At 42.3% G+C, this 15,630-nt stretch carries 22 protein-coding genes; 9 read left to right on the top strand and 13 right to left on the bottom strand.

Annotation, left to right across the window (positions count from 1 at the left end; translation table 11 throughout):
- Positions 1 to 20: 20 nt before the first annotated feature.
- Together fabF and ACTWPX_RS15135 are read right to left on the bottom strand one after the other, a co-directional pair.
- Positions 21 to 1,262 carry a beta-ketoacyl-ACP synthase II gene (fabF, locus tag ACTWPX_RS15140; RefSeq protein ID WP_128523542.1) on the bottom strand — a complete coding sequence of 414 codons (1,242 nt, stop codon included), beginning with the start codon at positions 1,260 to 1,262 and terminating at the stop codon, positions 21 to 23.
- An 18-nt stretch (positions 1,263 to 1,280) separates the two neighbouring features.
- Positions 1,281 to 2,219 carry a beta-ketoacyl-ACP synthase III gene (locus ACTWPX_RS15135; RefSeq protein WP_128523544.1) on the bottom strand — a complete coding sequence of 313 codons (939 nt, stop codon included), beginning with the start codon at positions 2,217 to 2,219 and terminating at the stop codon, positions 1,281 to 1,283.
- 214 nt (positions 2,220 to 2,433) lie between these two features.
- On the opposite strand from ACTWPX_RS15135, the gene ACTWPX_RS15130 reads away from it, so the two are divergent.
- Positions 2,434 to 2,616, top strand: coding sequence for a hypothetical protein (locus tag ACTWPX_RS15130; RefSeq protein WP_128523546.1), 183 nt, complete (start codon positions 2,434 to 2,436; stop codon positions 2,614 to 2,616).
- Positions 2,617 to 2,725: 109 nt separating this feature from the next.
- On the opposite strand, the gene ACTWPX_RS15125 is transcribed toward ACTWPX_RS15130, so the two are convergent.
- Both ACTWPX_RS15125 and ACTWPX_RS15120 read right to left on the bottom strand, forming a co-directional pair.
- Positions 2,726 to 3,667: a BMP family ABC transporter substrate-binding protein gene (locus ACTWPX_RS15125; RefSeq protein ID WP_241655987.1), complete on the bottom strand. Its 942-nt coding sequence runs from the start codon at positions 3,665 to 3,667 to the stop codon at positions 2,726 to 2,728.
- A 94-nt stretch (positions 3,668 to 3,761) separates the two neighbouring features.
- Positions 3,762 to 4,283 (bottom strand): hypothetical protein, encoded by a 522-nt coding sequence (locus ACTWPX_RS15120; RefSeq protein ID WP_443120464.1) that lies wholly within the window; start codon positions 4,281 to 4,283, stop codon positions 3,762 to 3,764.
- Between the two features lie 134 nt (positions 4,284 to 4,417).
- Here ACTWPX_RS15120 and ACTWPX_RS15115 point away from each other — a divergent pair, with 134 nt between their 5' ends.
- Both ACTWPX_RS15115 and ACTWPX_RS15110 read left to right on the top strand, forming a co-directional pair.
- The gene (locus tag ACTWPX_RS15115) at positions 4,418 to 4,591 is read left to right on the top strand and encodes a YjzD family protein (RefSeq protein WP_281975419.1); all 174 of its coding nucleotides are present in this window, start codon (positions 4,418 to 4,420) and stop codon (positions 4,589 to 4,591) included.
- A gap of 164 nt (positions 4,592 to 4,755) precedes the next feature.
- The gene (locus ACTWPX_RS15110) at positions 4,756 to 5,565 is read left to right on the top strand and encodes an undecaprenyl-diphosphate phosphatase (RefSeq protein WP_443120463.1); all 810 of its coding nucleotides are present in this window, start codon (positions 4,756 to 4,758) and stop codon (positions 5,563 to 5,565) included.
- Positions 5,566 to 5,820: 255 nt separating this feature from the next.
- On the opposite strand, the gene moaD is transcribed toward ACTWPX_RS15110, so the two are convergent.
- The 5 genes from moaD to ACTWPX_RS15085 form a co-directional block, all read right to left on the bottom strand.
- The gene (gene moaD / locus ACTWPX_RS15105; protein ID WP_128523553.1) at positions 5,821 to 6,054 is read right to left on the bottom strand and encodes a molybdopterin converting factor subunit 1; all 234 of its coding nucleotides are present in this window, start codon (positions 6,052 to 6,054) and stop codon (positions 5,821 to 5,823) included.
- Positions 6,051 to 6,506 (bottom strand): molybdenum cofactor biosynthesis protein MoaE, encoded by a 456-nt coding sequence (locus ACTWPX_RS15100; protein ID WP_443120462.1) that lies wholly within the window; start codon positions 6,504 to 6,506, stop codon positions 6,051 to 6,053. The genes moaD and ACTWPX_RS15100 overlap by 4 nt, the downstream gene beginning before the upstream one ends.
- A complete protein-coding gene (gene mobB, locus ACTWPX_RS15095) occupies positions 6,503 to 7,027 on the bottom strand; it encodes a molybdopterin-guanine dinucleotide biosynthesis protein B (RefSeq protein ID WP_443120461.1) in 525 nt (174 codons plus the stop codon). Before mobB ends, ACTWPX_RS15100 begins: the two co-directional genes overlap by 4 nt.
- A gap of 101 nt (positions 7,028 to 7,128) precedes the next feature.
- Positions 7,129 to 7,413 carry a metal-sulfur cluster assembly factor gene (locus ACTWPX_RS15090; protein ID WP_128526818.1) on the bottom strand — a complete coding sequence of 95 codons (285 nt, stop codon included), beginning with the start codon at positions 7,411 to 7,413 and terminating at the stop codon, positions 7,129 to 7,131.
- Positions 7,414 to 7,517: 104 nt separating this feature from the next.
- Complete coding sequence (locus tag ACTWPX_RS15085) at positions 7,518 to 8,282, bottom strand: alpha/beta fold hydrolase (RefSeq protein ID WP_443120460.1); 765 nt, start codon at positions 8,280 to 8,282, stop codon at positions 7,518 to 7,520.
- Between the two features lie 181 nt (positions 8,283 to 8,463).
- Here ACTWPX_RS15085 and ACTWPX_RS15080 point away from each other — a divergent pair, with 181 nt between their 5' ends.
- The 3 genes from ACTWPX_RS15080 to ACTWPX_RS15070 all read left to right on the top strand — a co-directional run bounded on the left by ACTWPX_RS15080 (position 8,464) and on the right by ACTWPX_RS15070 (position 9,740).
- Positions 8,464 to 9,282, top strand: coding sequence for a Cof-type HAD-IIB family hydrolase (locus tag ACTWPX_RS15080; RefSeq protein ID WP_443120459.1), 819 nt, complete (start codon positions 8,464 to 8,466; stop codon positions 9,280 to 9,282).
- 96 nt (positions 9,283 to 9,378) lie between these two features.
- A complete protein-coding gene (locus ACTWPX_RS15075; protein ID WP_164908487.1) occupies positions 9,379 to 9,525 on the top strand; it encodes a hypothetical protein in 147 nt (48 codons plus the stop codon).
- Between the two features lie 2 nt (positions 9,526 to 9,527).
- The gene (locus ACTWPX_RS15070) at positions 9,528 to 9,740 is read left to right on the top strand and encodes a DUF3813 domain-containing protein (RefSeq protein ID WP_443120458.1); all 213 of its coding nucleotides are present in this window, start codon (positions 9,528 to 9,530) and stop codon (positions 9,738 to 9,740) included.
- Between the two features lie 225 nt (positions 9,741 to 9,965).
- Here ACTWPX_RS15070 and ACTWPX_RS15065 read toward each other — a convergent pair whose 3' ends face one another.
- A complete protein-coding gene (locus ACTWPX_RS15065; protein ID WP_443120457.1) occupies positions 9,966 to 10,391 on the bottom strand; it encodes a hypothetical protein in 426 nt (141 codons plus the stop codon).
- Between the two features lie 16 nt (positions 10,392 to 10,407).
- Positions 10,408 to 11,235, bottom strand: coding sequence for a DUF2785 domain-containing protein (locus ACTWPX_RS15060; RefSeq protein ID WP_443120456.1), 828 nt, complete (start codon positions 11,233 to 11,235; stop codon positions 10,408 to 10,410).
- Positions 11,236 to 11,364: 129 nt separating this feature from the next.
- Between ACTWPX_RS15060 and ACTWPX_RS15055 the strand changes: the two genes are divergently transcribed.
- Positions 11,365 to 11,628 carry a NifU N-terminal domain-containing protein gene (locus ACTWPX_RS15055; protein WP_128523567.1) on the top strand — a complete coding sequence of 88 codons (264 nt, stop codon included), beginning with the start codon at positions 11,365 to 11,367 and terminating at the stop codon, positions 11,626 to 11,628.
- A 99-nt stretch (positions 11,629 to 11,727) separates the two neighbouring features.
- On the opposite strand, the gene ACTWPX_RS15050 is transcribed toward ACTWPX_RS15055, so the two are convergent.
- Together ACTWPX_RS15050 and ACTWPX_RS15045 are read right to left on the bottom strand one after the other, a co-directional pair.
- Entirely contained in the window at positions 11,728 to 12,639 is a 912-nt protein-coding gene (locus ACTWPX_RS15050) for a BsuPI-related putative proteinase inhibitor (RefSeq protein ID WP_443120455.1), read from the bottom strand.
- A gap of 59 nt (positions 12,640 to 12,698) precedes the next feature.
- The gene (locus tag ACTWPX_RS15045) at positions 12,699 to 13,547 is read right to left on the bottom strand and encodes a YitT family protein (protein WP_443120454.1); all 849 of its coding nucleotides are present in this window, start codon (positions 13,545 to 13,547) and stop codon (positions 12,699 to 12,701) included.
- Positions 13,548 to 13,730: 183 nt separating this feature from the next.
- On the opposite strand from ACTWPX_RS15045, the gene ACTWPX_RS15040 reads away from it, so the two are divergent.
- Both ACTWPX_RS15040 and ACTWPX_RS15035 read left to right on the top strand, forming a co-directional pair.
- Positions 13,731 to 14,591: a DegV family protein gene (locus ACTWPX_RS15040; RefSeq protein ID WP_443120453.1), complete on the top strand. Its 861-nt coding sequence runs from the start codon at positions 13,731 to 13,733 to the stop codon at positions 14,589 to 14,591.
- Positions 14,592 to 14,694: 103 nt separating this feature from the next.
- Positions 14,695 to 15,576 carry a DUF4349 domain-containing protein gene (locus ACTWPX_RS15035; RefSeq protein ID WP_443120452.1) on the top strand — a complete coding sequence of 294 codons (882 nt, stop codon included), beginning with the start codon at positions 14,695 to 14,697 and terminating at the stop codon, positions 15,574 to 15,576.
- Positions 15,577 to 15,630 lie beyond the last annotated feature (54 nt).

Below are 15,630 nucleotides of genomic sequence, written 5' to 3'. Positions count from 1 at the left end.
TGGCCATCGGGGGATTCGTTTTATTCTTCGTATTTTTGGAATATAAGACTGGCATTATGACCACCAAAGCCGAGAGAATTACTCATGACGGCGCTGATCGTTTGCTCACGTGCTTCATTCGGTACATAATCCAAGTCACATTCTGGATCTGGCGTTTCGTAATTAATGGTTGGAGGAATAATTCCTTCGTTGATTGCCCGCAAGGAAATAACCGCTTCAATCGCTCCTGCAGCCCCCAGCAAATGACCTGTCATCGATTTTGTAGATGAAATCGCAAGCTTATTCGCATGCTCCTGGAAAACCGTTTTCGCTGCGTGAGTTTCGAATTTATCATTTAGATCTGTGGAAGTACCATGAGCATTCAAGTAATCAATGTCTTCAGGTTGAATTCCAGCATCATCAATGGCTTGTCTCATCGCTCTTGCAGCTCCGTCCCCTTCTGGTGCTGGAGAGGTAATATGGTACGCATCTCCTGTTGAACCATAACCAGTCAACTCACCGTAGATTTTCGCTCCACGTTTTTTCGCTGATTCAAGTGTTTCCATAATCAGTATTCCTGCACCTTCACCCATGACGAAACCATCACGGTTCTTGTCAAAAGGACGGCTCGCTGTGCTTGGATCTTCATTTAAAGAAAGAGCACGAGCGGCAGCAAAACCAGCGAATGACATCTTATTCATGGGCGCTTCTGTACCACCGGCAATCATAATATCTGCATCGCCGCGCTGAATAACCTTGAAGGCGTCCCCGATGGAGTTCGCCCCAGATGAACAAGCGGTAACTGTACAAGAGTTGATTCCTTTCGCACCAAGTGAAATAGAAACTTGCCCTGCTGCCATATCAGGAATCATCATCGGAATGAAAAACGGACTGACACGACGGTAGCCTTTTTTCTGGAACGTTTCGAACTGAGATTCATATGTGCCCATTCCACCGATGCCAGAACCGATCCAAACACCTGTACGATTAGCAATGTCATCATTAATATCAAGTCCGGCGTCCTCGACCGCCATGTGAGAAGCGACCATTGCGTATTGCACGAAAGGATCCATCCGACGCACATCTTTTCGATCTACATAACCAGAGGGATCGAAATCTTTTAATTCAGCTGCTACATGAACAGGATAATCCTCCTTATTCACTTTGGTGATTTCTCCTACACCTGAAACACCACTTTTAATATTTTTCCACATTTCTTCTACTGAATTACCGACAGGGGTCACAGCCCCCATACCCGTAATGACGACACGACGTTTATCCATCATTGTATTCCTCCTTGATTACTTCCCCCATCGAAGGGCAACGGCTCCCCAAGTGAGTCCGCCACCGAATCCGACAAGAACGACTAGATCATTATCTTTTATTTTACCTGCCTTCACATCTTCTGACAAAGCGATTGGAATCGAAGCTGATGATGTATTGCCATACCGTTTGATGGTGGTTGACATTTTATCTTCAGAAATTCCTAAACGCTCTCTTGCAGCTTCCATTATTCTTATATTCGCCTGATGTGGTACTAAGTAGTCAACATCCTGTTCACTTAGACCAATTTTCTTAACGACATTGACAGAGGATTCCGGCATTTGTCTGACCGCAAATTTGAAAACCTCACGACCATTCATAAATAATTTATCAAGTTCATTCTGGTAAAGGTGAGACCCTCCACTTCCATCTGAACCGAGTTCGAATGAAAGAATTCCTTTATCTTCACTGACTGGCCCGATGACTGCTGCACCTGCTCCGTCTCCGAAGAGTACGCAGGTATTACGGTCATCCCAGTCCGTGATTTTAGAAAGTTTTTCTACACCGACTACTAGAACGTTTTTATAATCATTGGATTCAATGAACTGTTTCGCAGTAATGACACCATACATGAATCCGGCACAGGCAGCACTTACATCCATTGCAGCCACTTTGTTTGCTCCTAATCGATGTTGGAGCATTGCTGAAACGGAAGGGAAAGGTGTATCAGGAGTGACTGTAGCCACAAGGATCATATCCAAATCCTTCGCTTCAAGATTCGCATCCTTCAGCGCCTCTTCAGCTGCACGGAATGCCATATCAGAAGTATCCATGTCATCTGCTGCAATCCGGCGCTCTTCTATCCCTGTACGCGTCCGGATCCACTCATCACTGGTATCCACCATTTTCTCTAAATCCTGATTAGTCAGAACTTTTTCCGGTGCGTAGTGTCCTACGCCAATGAATCCTGCGTTCATATATTCATCCCCTTAAAGGTAATATCTAATATCAATTCTTATGACTTGGTACTAATTTTAATTCATCTTGTTTCATTCTGCAAGTTTTCGAATAGGTAGTAAACGAGTCAGTCTCTTATAGGCAAATGGCCATACAACTGAAAAGTTTCCTGTAGACAGCCCACAGAAAACAGGCTTTAGTATCATAAATTGGTAGTACAGGAGGTGTTCTGGTATGGGAGAAAGAAAGTCTTCTCCTTTCGATAATTTCTGGGGATTCAATCAACAGGAAGATCGCAAGGAGAAAGAAGAGGGATCATCACAACCAAAATGGCCGGAATTGTTCGAAGAAGCATCAAAAACATGGAAATCCGTGTCTCCGATGATCAAACCGATGATCGATCGTTTCAAGAAGTAACATTCACTTTTACTGAGGGCGGGGCAGGACCTGCAAACTTGGGGCCACCATATAATGGTGGGTTTCTACAAATAAAAACTCTGAAGCCAAACGCAGGCTCAAGAGTTTTTCAATTGGGTAGCTCTTCTGTTTCTATATACTGTTCGACTGCTGCCCTCATTTCTTTTTGAAAATCAGCAGGGACAGCAGGACTGTATTCGCCCATTTCAATGGCCCCCTCTTGAAAATCAAACATCAATGCTTTTCCTGGCAGATTGTCATTCATATATCTTTCCATTGCAATCCTATATACTTCATCCACTTTTTGCACTGTGCTTGTCAATACTGTGTTTTCTGCTACAGAAGATTGATCTTGCACATACCCGATGGCATAGTTTCCATCGATTTGCGCCTGTTCAATGACAGGTACATTAAAAATGTCACCCGCCGGGTAAAATACATCCGCCCCCTCTTCACTCATGTTTTCATAAAACATAAGCGCCATCTGGGTATTTTCCCAACTGTTTGTCAAAGCTATATCAACATCAGCCTCAGGATTTTGATGAATCACACCTTCATAGAAACCCTCCACTTCGGGCTGCCATTCAAAAACACCGATCAGGCCGATACGATTGGTTTCTGTCATTTCCCCCGCGACCATTCCAGCAAAGAAGCCCATGGCTCTTGCACTGAAATTTAAACTGGTTACATTCTCCGCAGAGAATTCTCCATTAAAATAAATGAAATCCACCTCAGGGTAAGCCTGATGGATTTCACGAAAATGGTTGCCATAGATATTGCTGTGCCCGAATATGACATCGACACCTTTATTAACTAAATCTTCTACTGCCTCAGCAGTCTGGGTATAGTTCTTGATACCTTCTTTAAAGTAAATATCTACACCATAATCCTCCTGAATCGTCTGCAGTCCTTTATATCCTTGCTGCCCCCATGCTTGATCATGAATGGTTGTTTCCACAAGCATCCCCACTTGGGTTTCTTGATCATAGCCGGGAAACGCCTGGCATCCTGCTAGATAAAAAATTAGAGATAATATCATGATGAATCTCATTTTCACACTAAGCACTCCTAAACTACCACTACTTGTATCCTCCTTTATTCTACATGTTTTTCAGTAAAAAAGTAAATATACTGATATCAGAGCACTATGCCTCTGCCAATAAACGCTGGCAACGCCAGATCTCCTCCAACCTTTCTTTCAACACACTTTCTCCCTGCTCTGTTGCCGTCCAGTAAAAACCCTCATCTCTCAGCACAATAGGTAATAGCTCTTTCAGAAAATCTTCTATATAAACGGCTTCATGCTCTTCCACCCATTGTTGGAGGCTCTCTTTATCCCCGATCCCTAACCGTTCAAAGTTCATCCATTCCCCGTAAAGCGGAGGTAATTTGACAAGTTCTTTGTCTCTATCATTTCTTTTGATCAGTATGCAATCTTCCACAAATTCAATCATGACTTCATCATCTTTCTGCTGTACATGATTTTCTTTTTCCTCTTTCCGAAAAAAGTGCTGAAAATTACTATTCCTTCCGACGTACATATATAATAAATCACTTCGCTCATCGATAATCGGATCGATACCGACCACTTCAACCCCTTCTTGAAGAAGACCAGTACTGATATGATACCCGATCCAATGGAAACACGGATGAACGGTTACCATCATAGGACCTCCCCCTCCTTCATCACTTCTTATATTTTATTCATAATCAAAACAAATCATGAAGCGATTTCATATTTCTTTTTCTTCCCAGTTCTGCTAATATAGAAATAGATTGCGTATAAATGAGGTGAGTAACGATGCGAATGATTTGGACAATCATTTGGGCCTTTCTATTGAGCTTTATGACCGCTTATGTAGTCAGTAATATGGCAGGAAGCAGTTTCGCTTTCTCCCAAGTTATCACTATGACCATCCTATTCACTTTGGCCGCCGTGGTACTTGGAGACGGACTCATAAAAGAGGAAGCCTAAGCCTTTTTAACATGGAACGTTGCTATCTAGCGATGGCAGCGTTTTTCATTTGTTCACAAAACTGGACTATTCTTTGATAAAATGAATAACTTGGCTTATTGTACATAAAAATCAATCAACGATATATTTAGGAAAGCTAGTTCGCATGAGCAGGAGGATTTTAAATGGAACAATTATGGTTATTGATCAAATATTTATTTCTTGGGATTTTCCAAGGGTTTACAGAACCGATCCCGATTTCATCCAGCGGTCACTTAGTGATTGCCCAAGAATTATTGGATTTGAATCTGAAAGGGCTGAGCTTCGAAGTACTCGTCAACTTCGGCTCTCTGATCGCTGTCTTGATCATTTACAGGGACGACTTGATTCGTCTGGTCAAAAACGGGACCGGGTACCTATTGAGCCGTGATGAACGCCAAAAAGATGACTTTGACTTCATCATTTACTTGATTATCGGAACAATCCCTGCAGGTGTACTAGGGATATTACTGGGCGATGCTATTGAAGGTTTATCTACTGTACAAACCGTTGGAATCACCCTCATCATTACCGGGATCGCCTTATGGTTGATCCGCAATATGCGGGGAAGAAAAGGCGATAGTCAAATGACTTGGAAAGACGCCTTGATCGTAGGGATTGGACAAGCCGTCGCTTTAATTCCAGGGATCAGTCGTTCCGGAGCGACTATTGTCGCTGCTATGTTTTTAGGAATGAAACAAGAAACCGCCCTGCGCTTCTCTTTCTTGCTTTTCATACCGGTCAGTCTTGGCACAATGCTTCTTTCAATTGAAGAAGTAATCGCAAATGCCACCTCTGCTACCATATGGGCCGCCTATGCTATAGCACTTGCTGGTTCTGTCGTCGCTTCGTATTTCTCTTTGAAATGGTTCATGAACATCATGGCTCAAGGAAACCTGAAGTATTTCGCGTTTTATTGTTTCATCGTCGGTGGCCTTGTCATCCTATTTCTATAATTGATTAAAAAGGGAACGAAATCGTCTAAGATATCGTTCCCTTTTTTTTATATATGAGGATATTTTTGGAGCCAAATAAGTGCCTTTTTTAACATTGTTGAACGATTCAAGATATTGGATAGAGAAAGGGGCTTTGGGGAAGGAGTCGCTTTCCGTGGGCGTGCACTGCGCTCCCGCGGAAAGCGACCCATTCCCCACCGCCCTGTTCAACTCAAAAAACATCTCGAAATCAATCCTTCTGGATATGAGGGCGATTTATCCTCCACTAACTGGCGGGATGAAAGCGATGGTATCGCCTTCTTCGATTTTCATGTCATTTAATGCGAACTCTTCGTTGACCGCCGTCATACACGACTGGATTTGGTCCAGGCCGTACTTTTCACTAACCAGCTCTTTTACCTCTCCAACCGTGCGGCCAGTCACATCAATTTCAAGTTCTTCTTTTTCGACACGTTCTCGTAAACCTGCGAAAAACAACACACGATTCACCGAATCTCCTCCTCCCTGGGTATTCCTTGTTTTGTTTCTTTTTGATTACCGATCCACTCTTGCCCATTTTCCCAATGTTCCTTCTTCCAGATAGGCACGACTTCTTTCATCCGTTCAATAGCATAACGGCTTGCTTCGAAAGAGTCGTCCCTGTGGGGAGTGGAAACAGCGATGATCACAGCAATATCGGAGATTTCAAGACGGCCGATCCGATGGGCGATAGCGATTTTGACATCAGGCCACTTCCGGTCGATTTCTTCAGCTATTTCTTCAAGTTTCTTTTCTGCCATGGATGTGTAGGCTTCGTATTGCAAGAAGAGGGTCCGTTTTCCTTCTGTAAATTCACGGACTGTTCCGATGAATGTATTGATAGCCCCTGCTTCTCTTCTCGTAACGAGATCAACCATCGAGGACACCTCGAGCGGCTTGTCTGTTATCCAGCATCTCTTCATCTTCCTGCGCCTCCTTTGGCAATCTCAAACACTTCAGGCAAACGTTCTCTCCAATCATCCAGTTTGATTACCGGGTAAGTGACATGACCTGTCTGCACTTCATCCCAAGTGATCACAAGTTGAATATTTGACAGTTGATTAAGTAATGGCAAATCTTTTTCCCTTTTAATGATGACAGCTTTCGGATACTCCTCTTCTTTAAAACCTTCGACAGCTATTAAATCCGGTGAAAAATGACGATAAATGGAGACGAGTTCCTCTAGTGGGAAGTCATCCTCATGCGACAATTCCAGTTGAAATCTTCTTGGACTATCGACGCCCGTCAAAAATGCACCTGATTCATGTAATCGGTAACTGTCAGTTTCCAGATGCATCACCTTCAAAGGTTCTTCGTGGCTATGATGTTTAATTGCTGCTACACGTTCGCCTTTTTCGGCGCCGTAAGCGATCAAGTCTGACAATAGTGAGGTTTTCCCGCTATTTTTATAACCGACAAATTGAAATACTGGTGCACGGCTCATGACTCTCCCCTCTTTTCCTGAATGTTACCTGATTTTAGTTATATAAAAACCCCTACCGCAGTGAAACGGCAGGGGCATCTCTTACAAATAATCGAACAAAATCAATCTGGGATACCAAGAGCAATCTTCGCGTAACGGCTCATACGATCTTTCGTCCATGGCGGATTCCAGACGATATTAACTGTTATTTCATTTAATTCCGGAAGGTCGGCCATGCAACGCTTCACGTCTTGTTCAATATGACCTGCTAGTGGGCAGCCCATTGCTGTCAATGTCATCGTCACTGTAGCATCGCCATTATCATCTATATCGACGCCGTAAACCAAACCTAAGTTTACGATATCAATGCCGAGTTCAGGGTCAATGACATTTTCAAGGGCGCCCATTGCATTTTCTTCAAGTGCAGTTGTACTCACATTAGTTCCCCCTTCACATTTCTTCAAACTCTATTATAAACAAAAATTCAATGAGAATAAAATATTCCCCTTTATTACAATACTAATTCCAACCAATTGACCATTTCGATCACGGCAAAACGACTTACTTTGTGATCTTTACCGACTTCACGCAGGAAACGTATATTCTCTGGATTTTTATAATGCTCAATAGCTGTATTATAAAAATCATATGAATGTTCAAATGGGACAACAGGGTCGGCATCCCCGTGCCAAAAGAAGAGCGGTCGACCATACAGTTTATCGATTTGCCTGGAGAGGTCGATTGATTCCAACGAATTGAAGAGTTCATCCAACTCGTCTTGGTCAATCGGGAGTACGATACCGGTTTGTTCCACATCTTTGATAAGTTTTTTTGCGAAATCCACCGGTTTAGGTGAACCCATCATGATCGTGGACGCCTGAATCCATGGATACATCGTCAGGGCAGCACTTGCAGTGACCCCTCCCATCGATGTTCCACCAATACCGAACCTTCTATCTTTGATTAAACCGATTCGATCAAGTTCATCTTTCATATCTTGGAGTTCTTTTAAGTTTTGATACACGATATCCCAAAATTTAAAATTCAAATCCTGTTTGGACAATTCTTTTTCTCGTTCCCCATGGTAAGCACTATCCGGCAAGATGACCCGGTAACCTTTTTGAGCGAGTAAATACGCTTGGGGCAGGTTATGCTCTTTCGCTGATGTAAAACCATGGAAATAAATAAAAACTGGAAGTGGTTCTTCTTGTTTTGCAGCGTCGACTACTGTCAGTACGGGGATGTTCTTCAAGGTATTCCGATAAATGCCAATCATTATTTCTGTTTCCTTTCTTAATATCTTTACTTGCTTTTTAAATGGCCTTCATATTAATTTTATATAATACTCATCGTAACACTGCCAATATCGATTGGAAAGAGTTAGGTAATAGAACGGGTAATTCTTTACAATTAACATGCCTTCCCGATAAACTATACATACAAATGAGGTGAAGAAAATGAAGCAACACTTAATCGCATTAGATTTAGATGGAACCCTTCTAACCGATGCAAAAATAATTAATGAGAAGACGAAAAACACAGTGAAGAGTGCTATGGAGCAAGGACACATTGTCGTAATTGCGACAGGTCGGCCTCACAGGGCGAGTATCGACTTTTACCATGATCTCGGTTTGGAAACACCAATGGTCAATTTCAATGGGGCTTTGATCCACCATCCGAAAGACCAGCGGTGGGATGCAGTCCATTCTCCTCTAGGTATCCGTACCGCCCATAAAATCATCCATACATGCCAAGAACTCGGAGTGAAAAACATCCTGGCAGAGGTAATGGATGAGGTTTACTTAGATCAGTATGATGAAGAAATCATGAGCATTTTCCACACAGAAAACAACACCATCACAGTTGGTCGTTTACAAGCAAACTTAAAGGAAGATCCAACATCTATCTTGATCCATCCTGAAGAAGAAAAAATCAAACAGCTTCGTGCACAGCTTGATGAACATGCATCATTAATCGATCACCGCAAATGGGGTGCACCATGGCATGTGATTGAGATAGTCCGGGCGGGGATGAACAAAGCTGTCGGCTTGGATAAAATCGCCCGCTATTTCCATATACCAAAGGACCGTGTCATCGCATTTGGAGACGAGGACAATGATTTTGAAATGATTGAATATGCTGGTGTCGGTGTTGCTATGGGCAATGCGATCAACGAACTTAAGGATATTGCCAATCATGTCACTCATACAAATGAACAAAACGGCATCGGCGAATTTTTAAATGATTATTTAAAAATCAACCAACGGGCTATATAAACAATTTTTTCCTTGTGTAAAAAAGAAGGCTCTTGCCATACTAAGCTTGAACGTGAAAGCGTTCGTTCAGGCTTTTTTATGACAGGAGGTCTTGTCATGGAGCAGCAAAAGAAAACCAATCGCAAAGACAAAAGCTGGACAGAAGTTCGAAGGTTCGACGAAAGCGAGATGGAGCCCAAAAGGCTTTCAGAAGCGAAACGTAAAGAAATCGAAGCTGATCAGCATACGGTAGGAGGGTTTTAACTATGAAGAGAAACCTTTTTGAAAACGCGCGAGAAGCAGTCAACCGTTTCACTCAAAATCGTGGTGAGGGCCGACAAGCCCCGGCGAACCAGGAAGATATGCAAGCCGCTAAACAAGCAATCCAATCTGCCTATAGCCAATGTTCACAACAGGAGAAACAACAGCTACAGCAATTGGAACAAGAGCTTGAATCTCATCACAACAATTTGCGATAACAAAAAGTCAGGTCGGAAATTCCGGCCTGATCTTTTTTTCTATTTTACGTTATCTTTTTGATGAATTGGGTATATAGTAAGTAACCCCCTAATGATTTTCTAAAACAAAGAAGCGCCTGATTGAGTGCACAATCGGGCGCTTCTTTGTTTTTTGAAATGTTCACCATAAATAAGTATCAAAATTTCCCGGATTAAGAAAAAGCCGAAGACGTTTCCCCGGCTTTTTCAGTAAAATCGATCATATGATTTTTTCAAAGTAATCGCGTAAAGCACATGACCGATTAACCAATAAAGAATCGCCGTCCCATCCGTAAGAGCGGGCGTTTCTTTAATCGCAAAAATCGTCAGTGGAACGTAGGTGGATGCTGCAATGGCTGTCAAAACGATGGCGAGCGACCAACGGTTACGGTTCGTCTCTTTCCACTTGTGCATGAACACATAAGCGTAAAGAATTCCGATCATCCAGGAAATGACTAAGTGGAAAAACCATTCCAGTGAAACCGGCCAATCGATTCCTCCAATAATAGGTATGAAATCGACGTTCATCAGAAGTGTATAAACTTTCTTTCCTGTAACCATTTCCACATACCACATATAAAGTCCCAGAACGATTCCCGAGGATGTTCCAATGAAAAGACCCCATCGAATCATAAATTTCCTCCAGGTTTTAGTAGGCTTCCTGTTTTCTAAGTTCCCTCAGCAAATTTTCTAAAACCTGGCGAAGCTCTCGATAATCCCCTTCGATCATACGGAAGTACATCGCTCTCATAAAGTGTTTACTATTGTTGATGATGATGTCTTCATCAGGATCCTGCCAGCTGTCACGAATGTAAAGCAATGTTTCCAGCCATTCAATACGCTCCGCATGCTCAATCTTTCTGAACATCATCAGCACTGCTGTCACCATCCGCTCTTCTTCATCGAAAAGATATGGCTGATCAATCATAAACTGTTGTCTGATGACTGGTAACATCTCGAGCACTTCTTCTTTGGTTATTTCTTCACAAGCAGCTACACTGTAGATTGCATCTGCCGCATGGGCCATCGCGTGCGCCCACCCTTTCTCTTTTACGTACCCGCGGTGATCCTTCTCTTGCTGCATATATTTTTTCAGGTTTTTCCATACTCGGTGGATTTCTTCTTCTTTCAAAAAAGGAGATTTCCTATGTTTTTGCATGATGGGTGGAATCAGCAATACAGAAAAGCTCCGCTTAAAAACGGCATCTTCTTCGTTTTTTGACATTCCAATACGGTAAAATAAGTAATTTTTATTTAAAATTGATTGGAGGATATTCTTCAATTGTTCATTTGTATAGTGACCACGTTCGATGAATGTCGTAAAAATCATATGAATCAATTCATCCCTCAAAACGGGATGGACTGACCCGATTTTTTGGAGCATCATCGTGGTGAGCTCTTGTAGGTTCTGGCCTTCCGGCAATATATAATCATTGTCTTTGATCGGCTGTAACACATCTATCAATCTCGACTCCATAGCACACCTCCTAAAATTGTATTCATTGTATCACAATTTTCCATTCCTCATGTAAAGAAGAGATTACAGTTTTGATAGGCGCATTTTTTTGGTAAAATAAGAAGAGATGTAAAAGAGGAGGATAATAATATGACTATACAAGTACAAGAAACACCAAACCCGAATGCACGTAAATTCACAACAGAATCAATGATTTTCCAAGGAGAAGGCAGTGTCTCTGTCATGCCTGGTCAAACCAGTGAACATAAAATCATGAACGATCTGATGGAATTGGACGGCGTTGACAACGTCTTCGGTTTCCAAAACTTCATAACAGTCAACAAACTCCCCCAAGCAGATTGGGACGAGCTTTCCGAAAAAGTAAAAAGCACATTAGAAGAATACGGTTATTAATATAAAAGTGGAAGCGTCCGGGGAGACCCGACTAGCTTATGCTTTATCATTGTAAATAAAAAATCCTCTCTACAATGTGTAGAGAGGATTTTTTATGTTTTACTCTTCCATTTGGAAGCTTTCTAGTGGAATATAATTCACATTTGTCTCTTTCCCGTCTTTTGCACTTTCTTCATACAGGGATAGAGTCAATGTACCGAACTGCGGTAAATCTTCTTCAGGAATATCGAGTTCGATTTCAAATGTTGACCACGCAGGAGCGCCTTCATCCACCTGGACGACCGTTGGTTCTACCTGAACGTTGTGGCCATCTTCGACACGGTATAGGAAGCTGCCTTCATAAACACGCGCTTCCCCTTTAATGACGTATTGACCGTTCTCACCCGTCACTTCGATCTCACGGAACGCCTGTCCATCACCTTCGTGCTTTTCAACATCAGATGCTTCTTCATCCGACTCTGAGGATTCATCCGTTTCTTCACTTTCAATTGTGAAACTTTCCGTCACTTGGAATGGATTCTCTTCTAGAGATTGATCATTGATCGTCTTCACTAGCATTGTTACTGTCATTTCATATTTTCCTGGCTCTTCAATTCCTGTCCACGTTTCTTCTGCTTCAAAAGCTTCTCCAGCATCCAGTTCTTCAGATGTCAGTTCTTGAGTGAACATTTTGTCTGCTGAGAAGGTGTACACATTTTCACCATCTGCATTTTCTACTTTGATTTCATATTTCTGGCTTGAAGAAAAACCTAGATTGACTTGTTCTTCTCCGGTATTTTCAATGGAAAAGTTGAATGCAGCCGCTTCTGAAGTCGCATCAACTGTGGCATCCAATTTCAATTGATCAATCAATGATTGCATATCAGTTTCAGCCTCTTGATCTTCTGACGTTCCTTCATTCGCCTGATCCTCCTTTTCCTCACCACTTGCTTCACCGGTTTCTGAATCACTTCCGCATGCAGCTAAGGTAAGCAACATGACCCCCATCATAATGGCTAAGAACTTTTTCATTTCGCCACTCCTCTTTTTCTATTTATCTAATGAGTCGCCTTCGAATGGAAAACGTTACATTATTTATCATCTTTTCGGAAGAATCCGAAAATCCCAGTCGTTTGCACGATGTTTGTGAACGCTTGAGGATCTACATCTTGGATGATGTGCTGCAGATCATAAAGCTCATAACGTGTGATGACCATGACGAGCATGTTTTTATCCTGTTGGGTGAAAGCACCTTTAGCAGGCAGGGTCGTGATACCACGCACCATGTGCCCGTGGATGGCTTTCTCCAAATCGGCTGCCTTTGTCGTTATAATCATAGCCGTAAGTTTCTCGTGGCGAGTATGAACCGCATCGATCACTCTTGTCGTCACATACAATGTCAACAAAGTATAAAGTGCGTTTTCCGGTTCATACAAAAGACCCGCGATAGCGATGATCGCACTATTGATGAAAAGAAAATAAATGCCGATCGGACGGTCTTTCATCCGTGAAAGGACCATGGCTATAATATCGAGACCACCCGTGGATGCACCCCACTTCAATGTAATACCGACGCCCATCCCACCAATCACGCCACCAAATACGGCATTCAGTATGATATCGGTGGATAATTGCTGGACCGGTATTAGTTCAAGGAAAAGAGTAGTAAAGGCGACAGAAATCGCGCTGTAGACGGTAAAGCCTCTGCCTACTTTATACCACCCTAAAATAGCTACTGGTATGTTAAGTACGAATAAGAGCAAACCTGTACTCACGGGTATCCCGGCAAAGTCATTTAAAATACTTGTGAGTAATTGTGCTACCCCTGTAAATCCACTTGCATAAACATTTGCTTCAATCAAGAATAAATTAAGGGAAATCGCATTTAAAATCGCCCCTAACAGAACGATTAATATACGCTTTATTTCAACTGTAAACACATGCCAACCTCCTTACCTATATCGTCTATTCATTTTTATCACCGGGCGATGGCAAAATCAAGTCAAAGATGGAAGATTCATGTAAATATATGTCGAATCTCACAGGACGTTCGATTTGTTTTGACTATCTGTGTGAATGTGCCTAAACTTAAGGTACAATCCAAAAGACAGTAGGTGACGCTAATGAATGTAAAAATCGTCTGTGATTCAGCATCCGATCTGCATCAGCAAACGTTAGAAAGACATTCGATCCATTCACTTCCTTTGAAAGTCATCATGAATGAAGAAGAGTATGAAGACGGTCTTACCATCAAGCCTCAACAGGTTTATGACCGTATGCGTCAGGGAGAAGCGCCGAAAACGGCTCAGGTTTCTCCCCAGGCTTTTCGTGATGCATTTTCTGAGTTTGCGAGAAACGGTCAGCCCTTCATCTATTTCGCTTTCTCTTCTGAACTATCAGGAACATACCAGACAGCCAAAATGGTTGAGCAGGAAATCAAAGAAGAATATGAAGATGCCCGCTTCGAAGTCATTGATACGAAAGCAGCCTCTCTAGGTTTAGGCCTGATAGTGAAGAGAGCGGCTGAACTCGCTGAAACTGGAGGAAGTTTTGAAGAAATCCTCAAGCTTGGTATGTATCATGCCACTCATATGGAACACATCTTCACTGTTGATGACCTCATTTACTTACAACGTGGAGGCCGGGTAAGCCGTACCGCAGCCTTCGTTGGTGGAATGCTGAAAATCAAGCCTCTTCTACATATGAAAGACGGAAAACTTGTCCCATTAGAAAAAATCCGCGGGACGAAAAAAGTATTGAAACGAATGCTTGAAGTGATGGGAGAGCGCGGGACAGACCTGCAAAACCAACGAATTGCCATCAGTCACGGAGATGACCAGGAGCGAGCTGAAAAACTGGCCGAAATGATCCGTGAAGAACATGGCACTAAAGAAATCCAAATCGAATTTGTCGGCGCTACCATTGGCGCTCATGCCGGACCTGGAACTATAGCCCTATTCTTTTTGAATGACAGTTATAAATAAATATTCCCAATAAAGTGTAACCCTACTCCCCTAATTACGACTTATAAAGAAAGGCGGGAACATCCTGCGCCGTTTTATAAGTCTAATTAGAGGGGGTCTTTTTATGCGGAAAAAAAGTACATGGTTGGGAGTACTCATTTTAATCTTCTTTCTTGCTGCTTGCAGCAATGAAGACAGTCAGGAATCCACGGAAAGTAATGAGGATGCATCAACCACACAGGAAAGCAAGACAAATGGTTTATCGGAGACACCTGAAGCAGAAAATGACGCTGCCGAAGAAACCCAGGATAACCAGACAGAAAAAATGATGATCTATGAGGCGCATATCGAATTGGAAACAGATGACTATGACCAATTCTATCAAAGTTTAGAAAAACGAATGAATGAGTATGACGCTTATATGGTAGAAACCAACATCCATAAGACCGAGCGCGGCAACCGCGAAGGTCATCTTCGCCTCCGGGTTCCCCAGCCGAATTTTGACGCCCTCCTTGGTGGGTTTGAGGACATTACAGATAACATCAAGTCCAGAAACATCAACAGTCGGGATGTTACGAAAGATTTTGTCGATCTTGAATCACGCTTAAAAGCGAAAGAGGAAATTGAAGCACGTCTTCTCAGCTTTCTGGATGAAGCAGAGGCCACGGAAGATTTAATTAAAATCTCTCAAGACTTAGAAAGAGTCCAATCAGAAATTGAAACCATTAAAGGCGAAATGAATTATTTATCGAACCAAAGTGACTTCTCCACTATAACCCTTTCCATTAAAGAAACGAAAGTCGTCGTCCCGGAAGTCGATCAGCAAGATTTAAATACTTGGGGAAAAACGAAGCAAGCGTTCTTTACCTCAATCAATGGAATCAACAGCTTTTTCTCATGGTTAGCGATATTCTTCATCGGATATTCTCCGGTCCTTTTGCCCATCCTGCTCATCGCGGCATTATTCTGGTGGAGAAGAAAGAAAAAAGCTGGTTCAGAGTCCTGAATTAGTCTCTCAAAGATTACGCTTTCGAATGTTTTTCATAATTCAAAAACGTTT

Source organism: Halobacillus sp. H74, assembly GCF_052246715.1.
Lineage (GTDB): Bacteria > Bacillota > Bacilli > Bacillales > Halobacillaceae > Halobacillus > Halobacillus litoralis_A.
The sequence above is the reverse complement of the archived record's forward strand: the minus strand, read 5'-3'. Positions and strand labels throughout refer to the sequence as shown.

What these genes read in the sequence shown, in the direction of transcription:
- ACTWPX_RS15130 (WP_128523546.1), top strand. Translation starts at nt 2,434, where the DNA reads ATGGGAGAAAGAAAGTCTTCTCCTTTCGATAATTTCTGGGGATTCAAT.
- ACTWPX_RS15085 (WP_443120460.1), bottom strand. Translation starts at nt 8,282, where the DNA reads ATGATTGGCATTTATCGGAATACCTTGAAGAACATCCCCGTACTGACA.
- ACTWPX_RS15080 (WP_443120459.1), top strand. Translation starts at nt 8,464, where the DNA reads ATGAAGCAACACTTAATCGCATTAGATTTAGATGGAACCCTTCTAACC.
- mobB (WP_443120461.1), bottom strand. Translation starts at nt 7,027, where the DNA reads ATGAGCCGTGCACCAGTATTTCAATTTGTCGGTTATAAAAATAGCGGG.
- ACTWPX_RS15120 (WP_443120464.1), bottom strand. Translation starts at nt 4,283, where the DNA reads ATGATGGTAACCGTTCATCCGTGTTTCCATTGGATCGGGTATCATATC.
- ACTWPX_RS15035 (WP_443120452.1), top strand. Translation starts at nt 14,695, where the DNA reads ATGCGGAAAAAAAGTACATGGTTGGGAGTACTCATTTTAATCTTCTTT.
- ACTWPX_RS15135 (WP_128523544.1), bottom strand. Translation starts at nt 2,219, where the DNA reads ATGAACGCAGGATTCATTGGCGTAGGACACTACGCACCGGAAAAAGTT.
- ACTWPX_RS15060 (WP_443120456.1), bottom strand. Translation starts at nt 11,235, where the DNA reads ATGGAGTCGAGATTGATAGATGTGTTACAGCCGATCAAAGACAATGAT.
- ACTWPX_RS15115 (WP_281975419.1), top strand. Translation starts at nt 4,418, where the DNA reads ATGCGAATGATTTGGACAATCATTTGGGCCTTTCTATTGAGCTTTATG.
- ACTWPX_RS15075 (WP_164908487.1), top strand. Translation starts at nt 9,379, where the DNA reads ATGGAGCAGCAAAAGAAAACCAATCGCAAAGACAAAAGCTGGACAGAA.
- ACTWPX_RS15100 (WP_443120462.1), bottom strand. Translation starts at nt 6,506, where the DNA reads ATGAAGAGATGCTGGATAACAGACAAGCCGCTCGAGGTGTCCTCGATG.
- fabF (WP_128523542.1), bottom strand. Translation starts at nt 1,262, where the DNA reads ATGGATAAACGTCGTGTCGTCATTACGGGTATGGGGGCTGTGACCCCT.
- ACTWPX_RS15040 (WP_443120453.1), top strand. Translation starts at nt 13,731, where the DNA reads ATGAATGTAAAAATCGTCTGTGATTCAGCATCCGATCTGCATCAGCAA.
- ACTWPX_RS15065 (WP_443120457.1), bottom strand. Translation starts at nt 10,391, where the DNA reads ATGATTCGATGGGGTCTTTTCATTGGAACATCCTCGGGAATCGTTCTG.
- ACTWPX_RS15070 (WP_443120458.1), top strand. Translation starts at nt 9,528, where the DNA reads ATGAAGAGAAACCTTTTTGAAAACGCGCGAGAAGCAGTCAACCGTTTC.
- ACTWPX_RS15090 (WP_128526818.1), bottom strand. Translation starts at nt 7,413, where the DNA reads ATGGGCGCCCTTGAAAATGTCATTGACCCTGAACTCGGCATTGATATC.
- ACTWPX_RS15125 (WP_241655987.1), bottom strand. Translation starts at nt 3,667, where the DNA reads ATGAGATTCATCATGATATTATCTCTAATTTTTTATCTAGCAGGATGC.
- ACTWPX_RS15110 (WP_443120463.1), top strand. Translation starts at nt 4,756, where the DNA reads ATGGAACAATTATGGTTATTGATCAAATATTTATTTCTTGGGATTTTC.
- ACTWPX_RS15050 (WP_443120455.1), bottom strand. Translation starts at nt 12,639, where the DNA reads ATGAAAAAGTTCTTAGCCATTATGATGGGGGTCATGTTGCTTACCTTA.
- ACTWPX_RS15055 (WP_128523567.1), top strand. Translation starts at nt 11,365, where the DNA reads ATGACTATACAAGTACAAGAAACACCAAACCCGAATGCACGTAAATTC.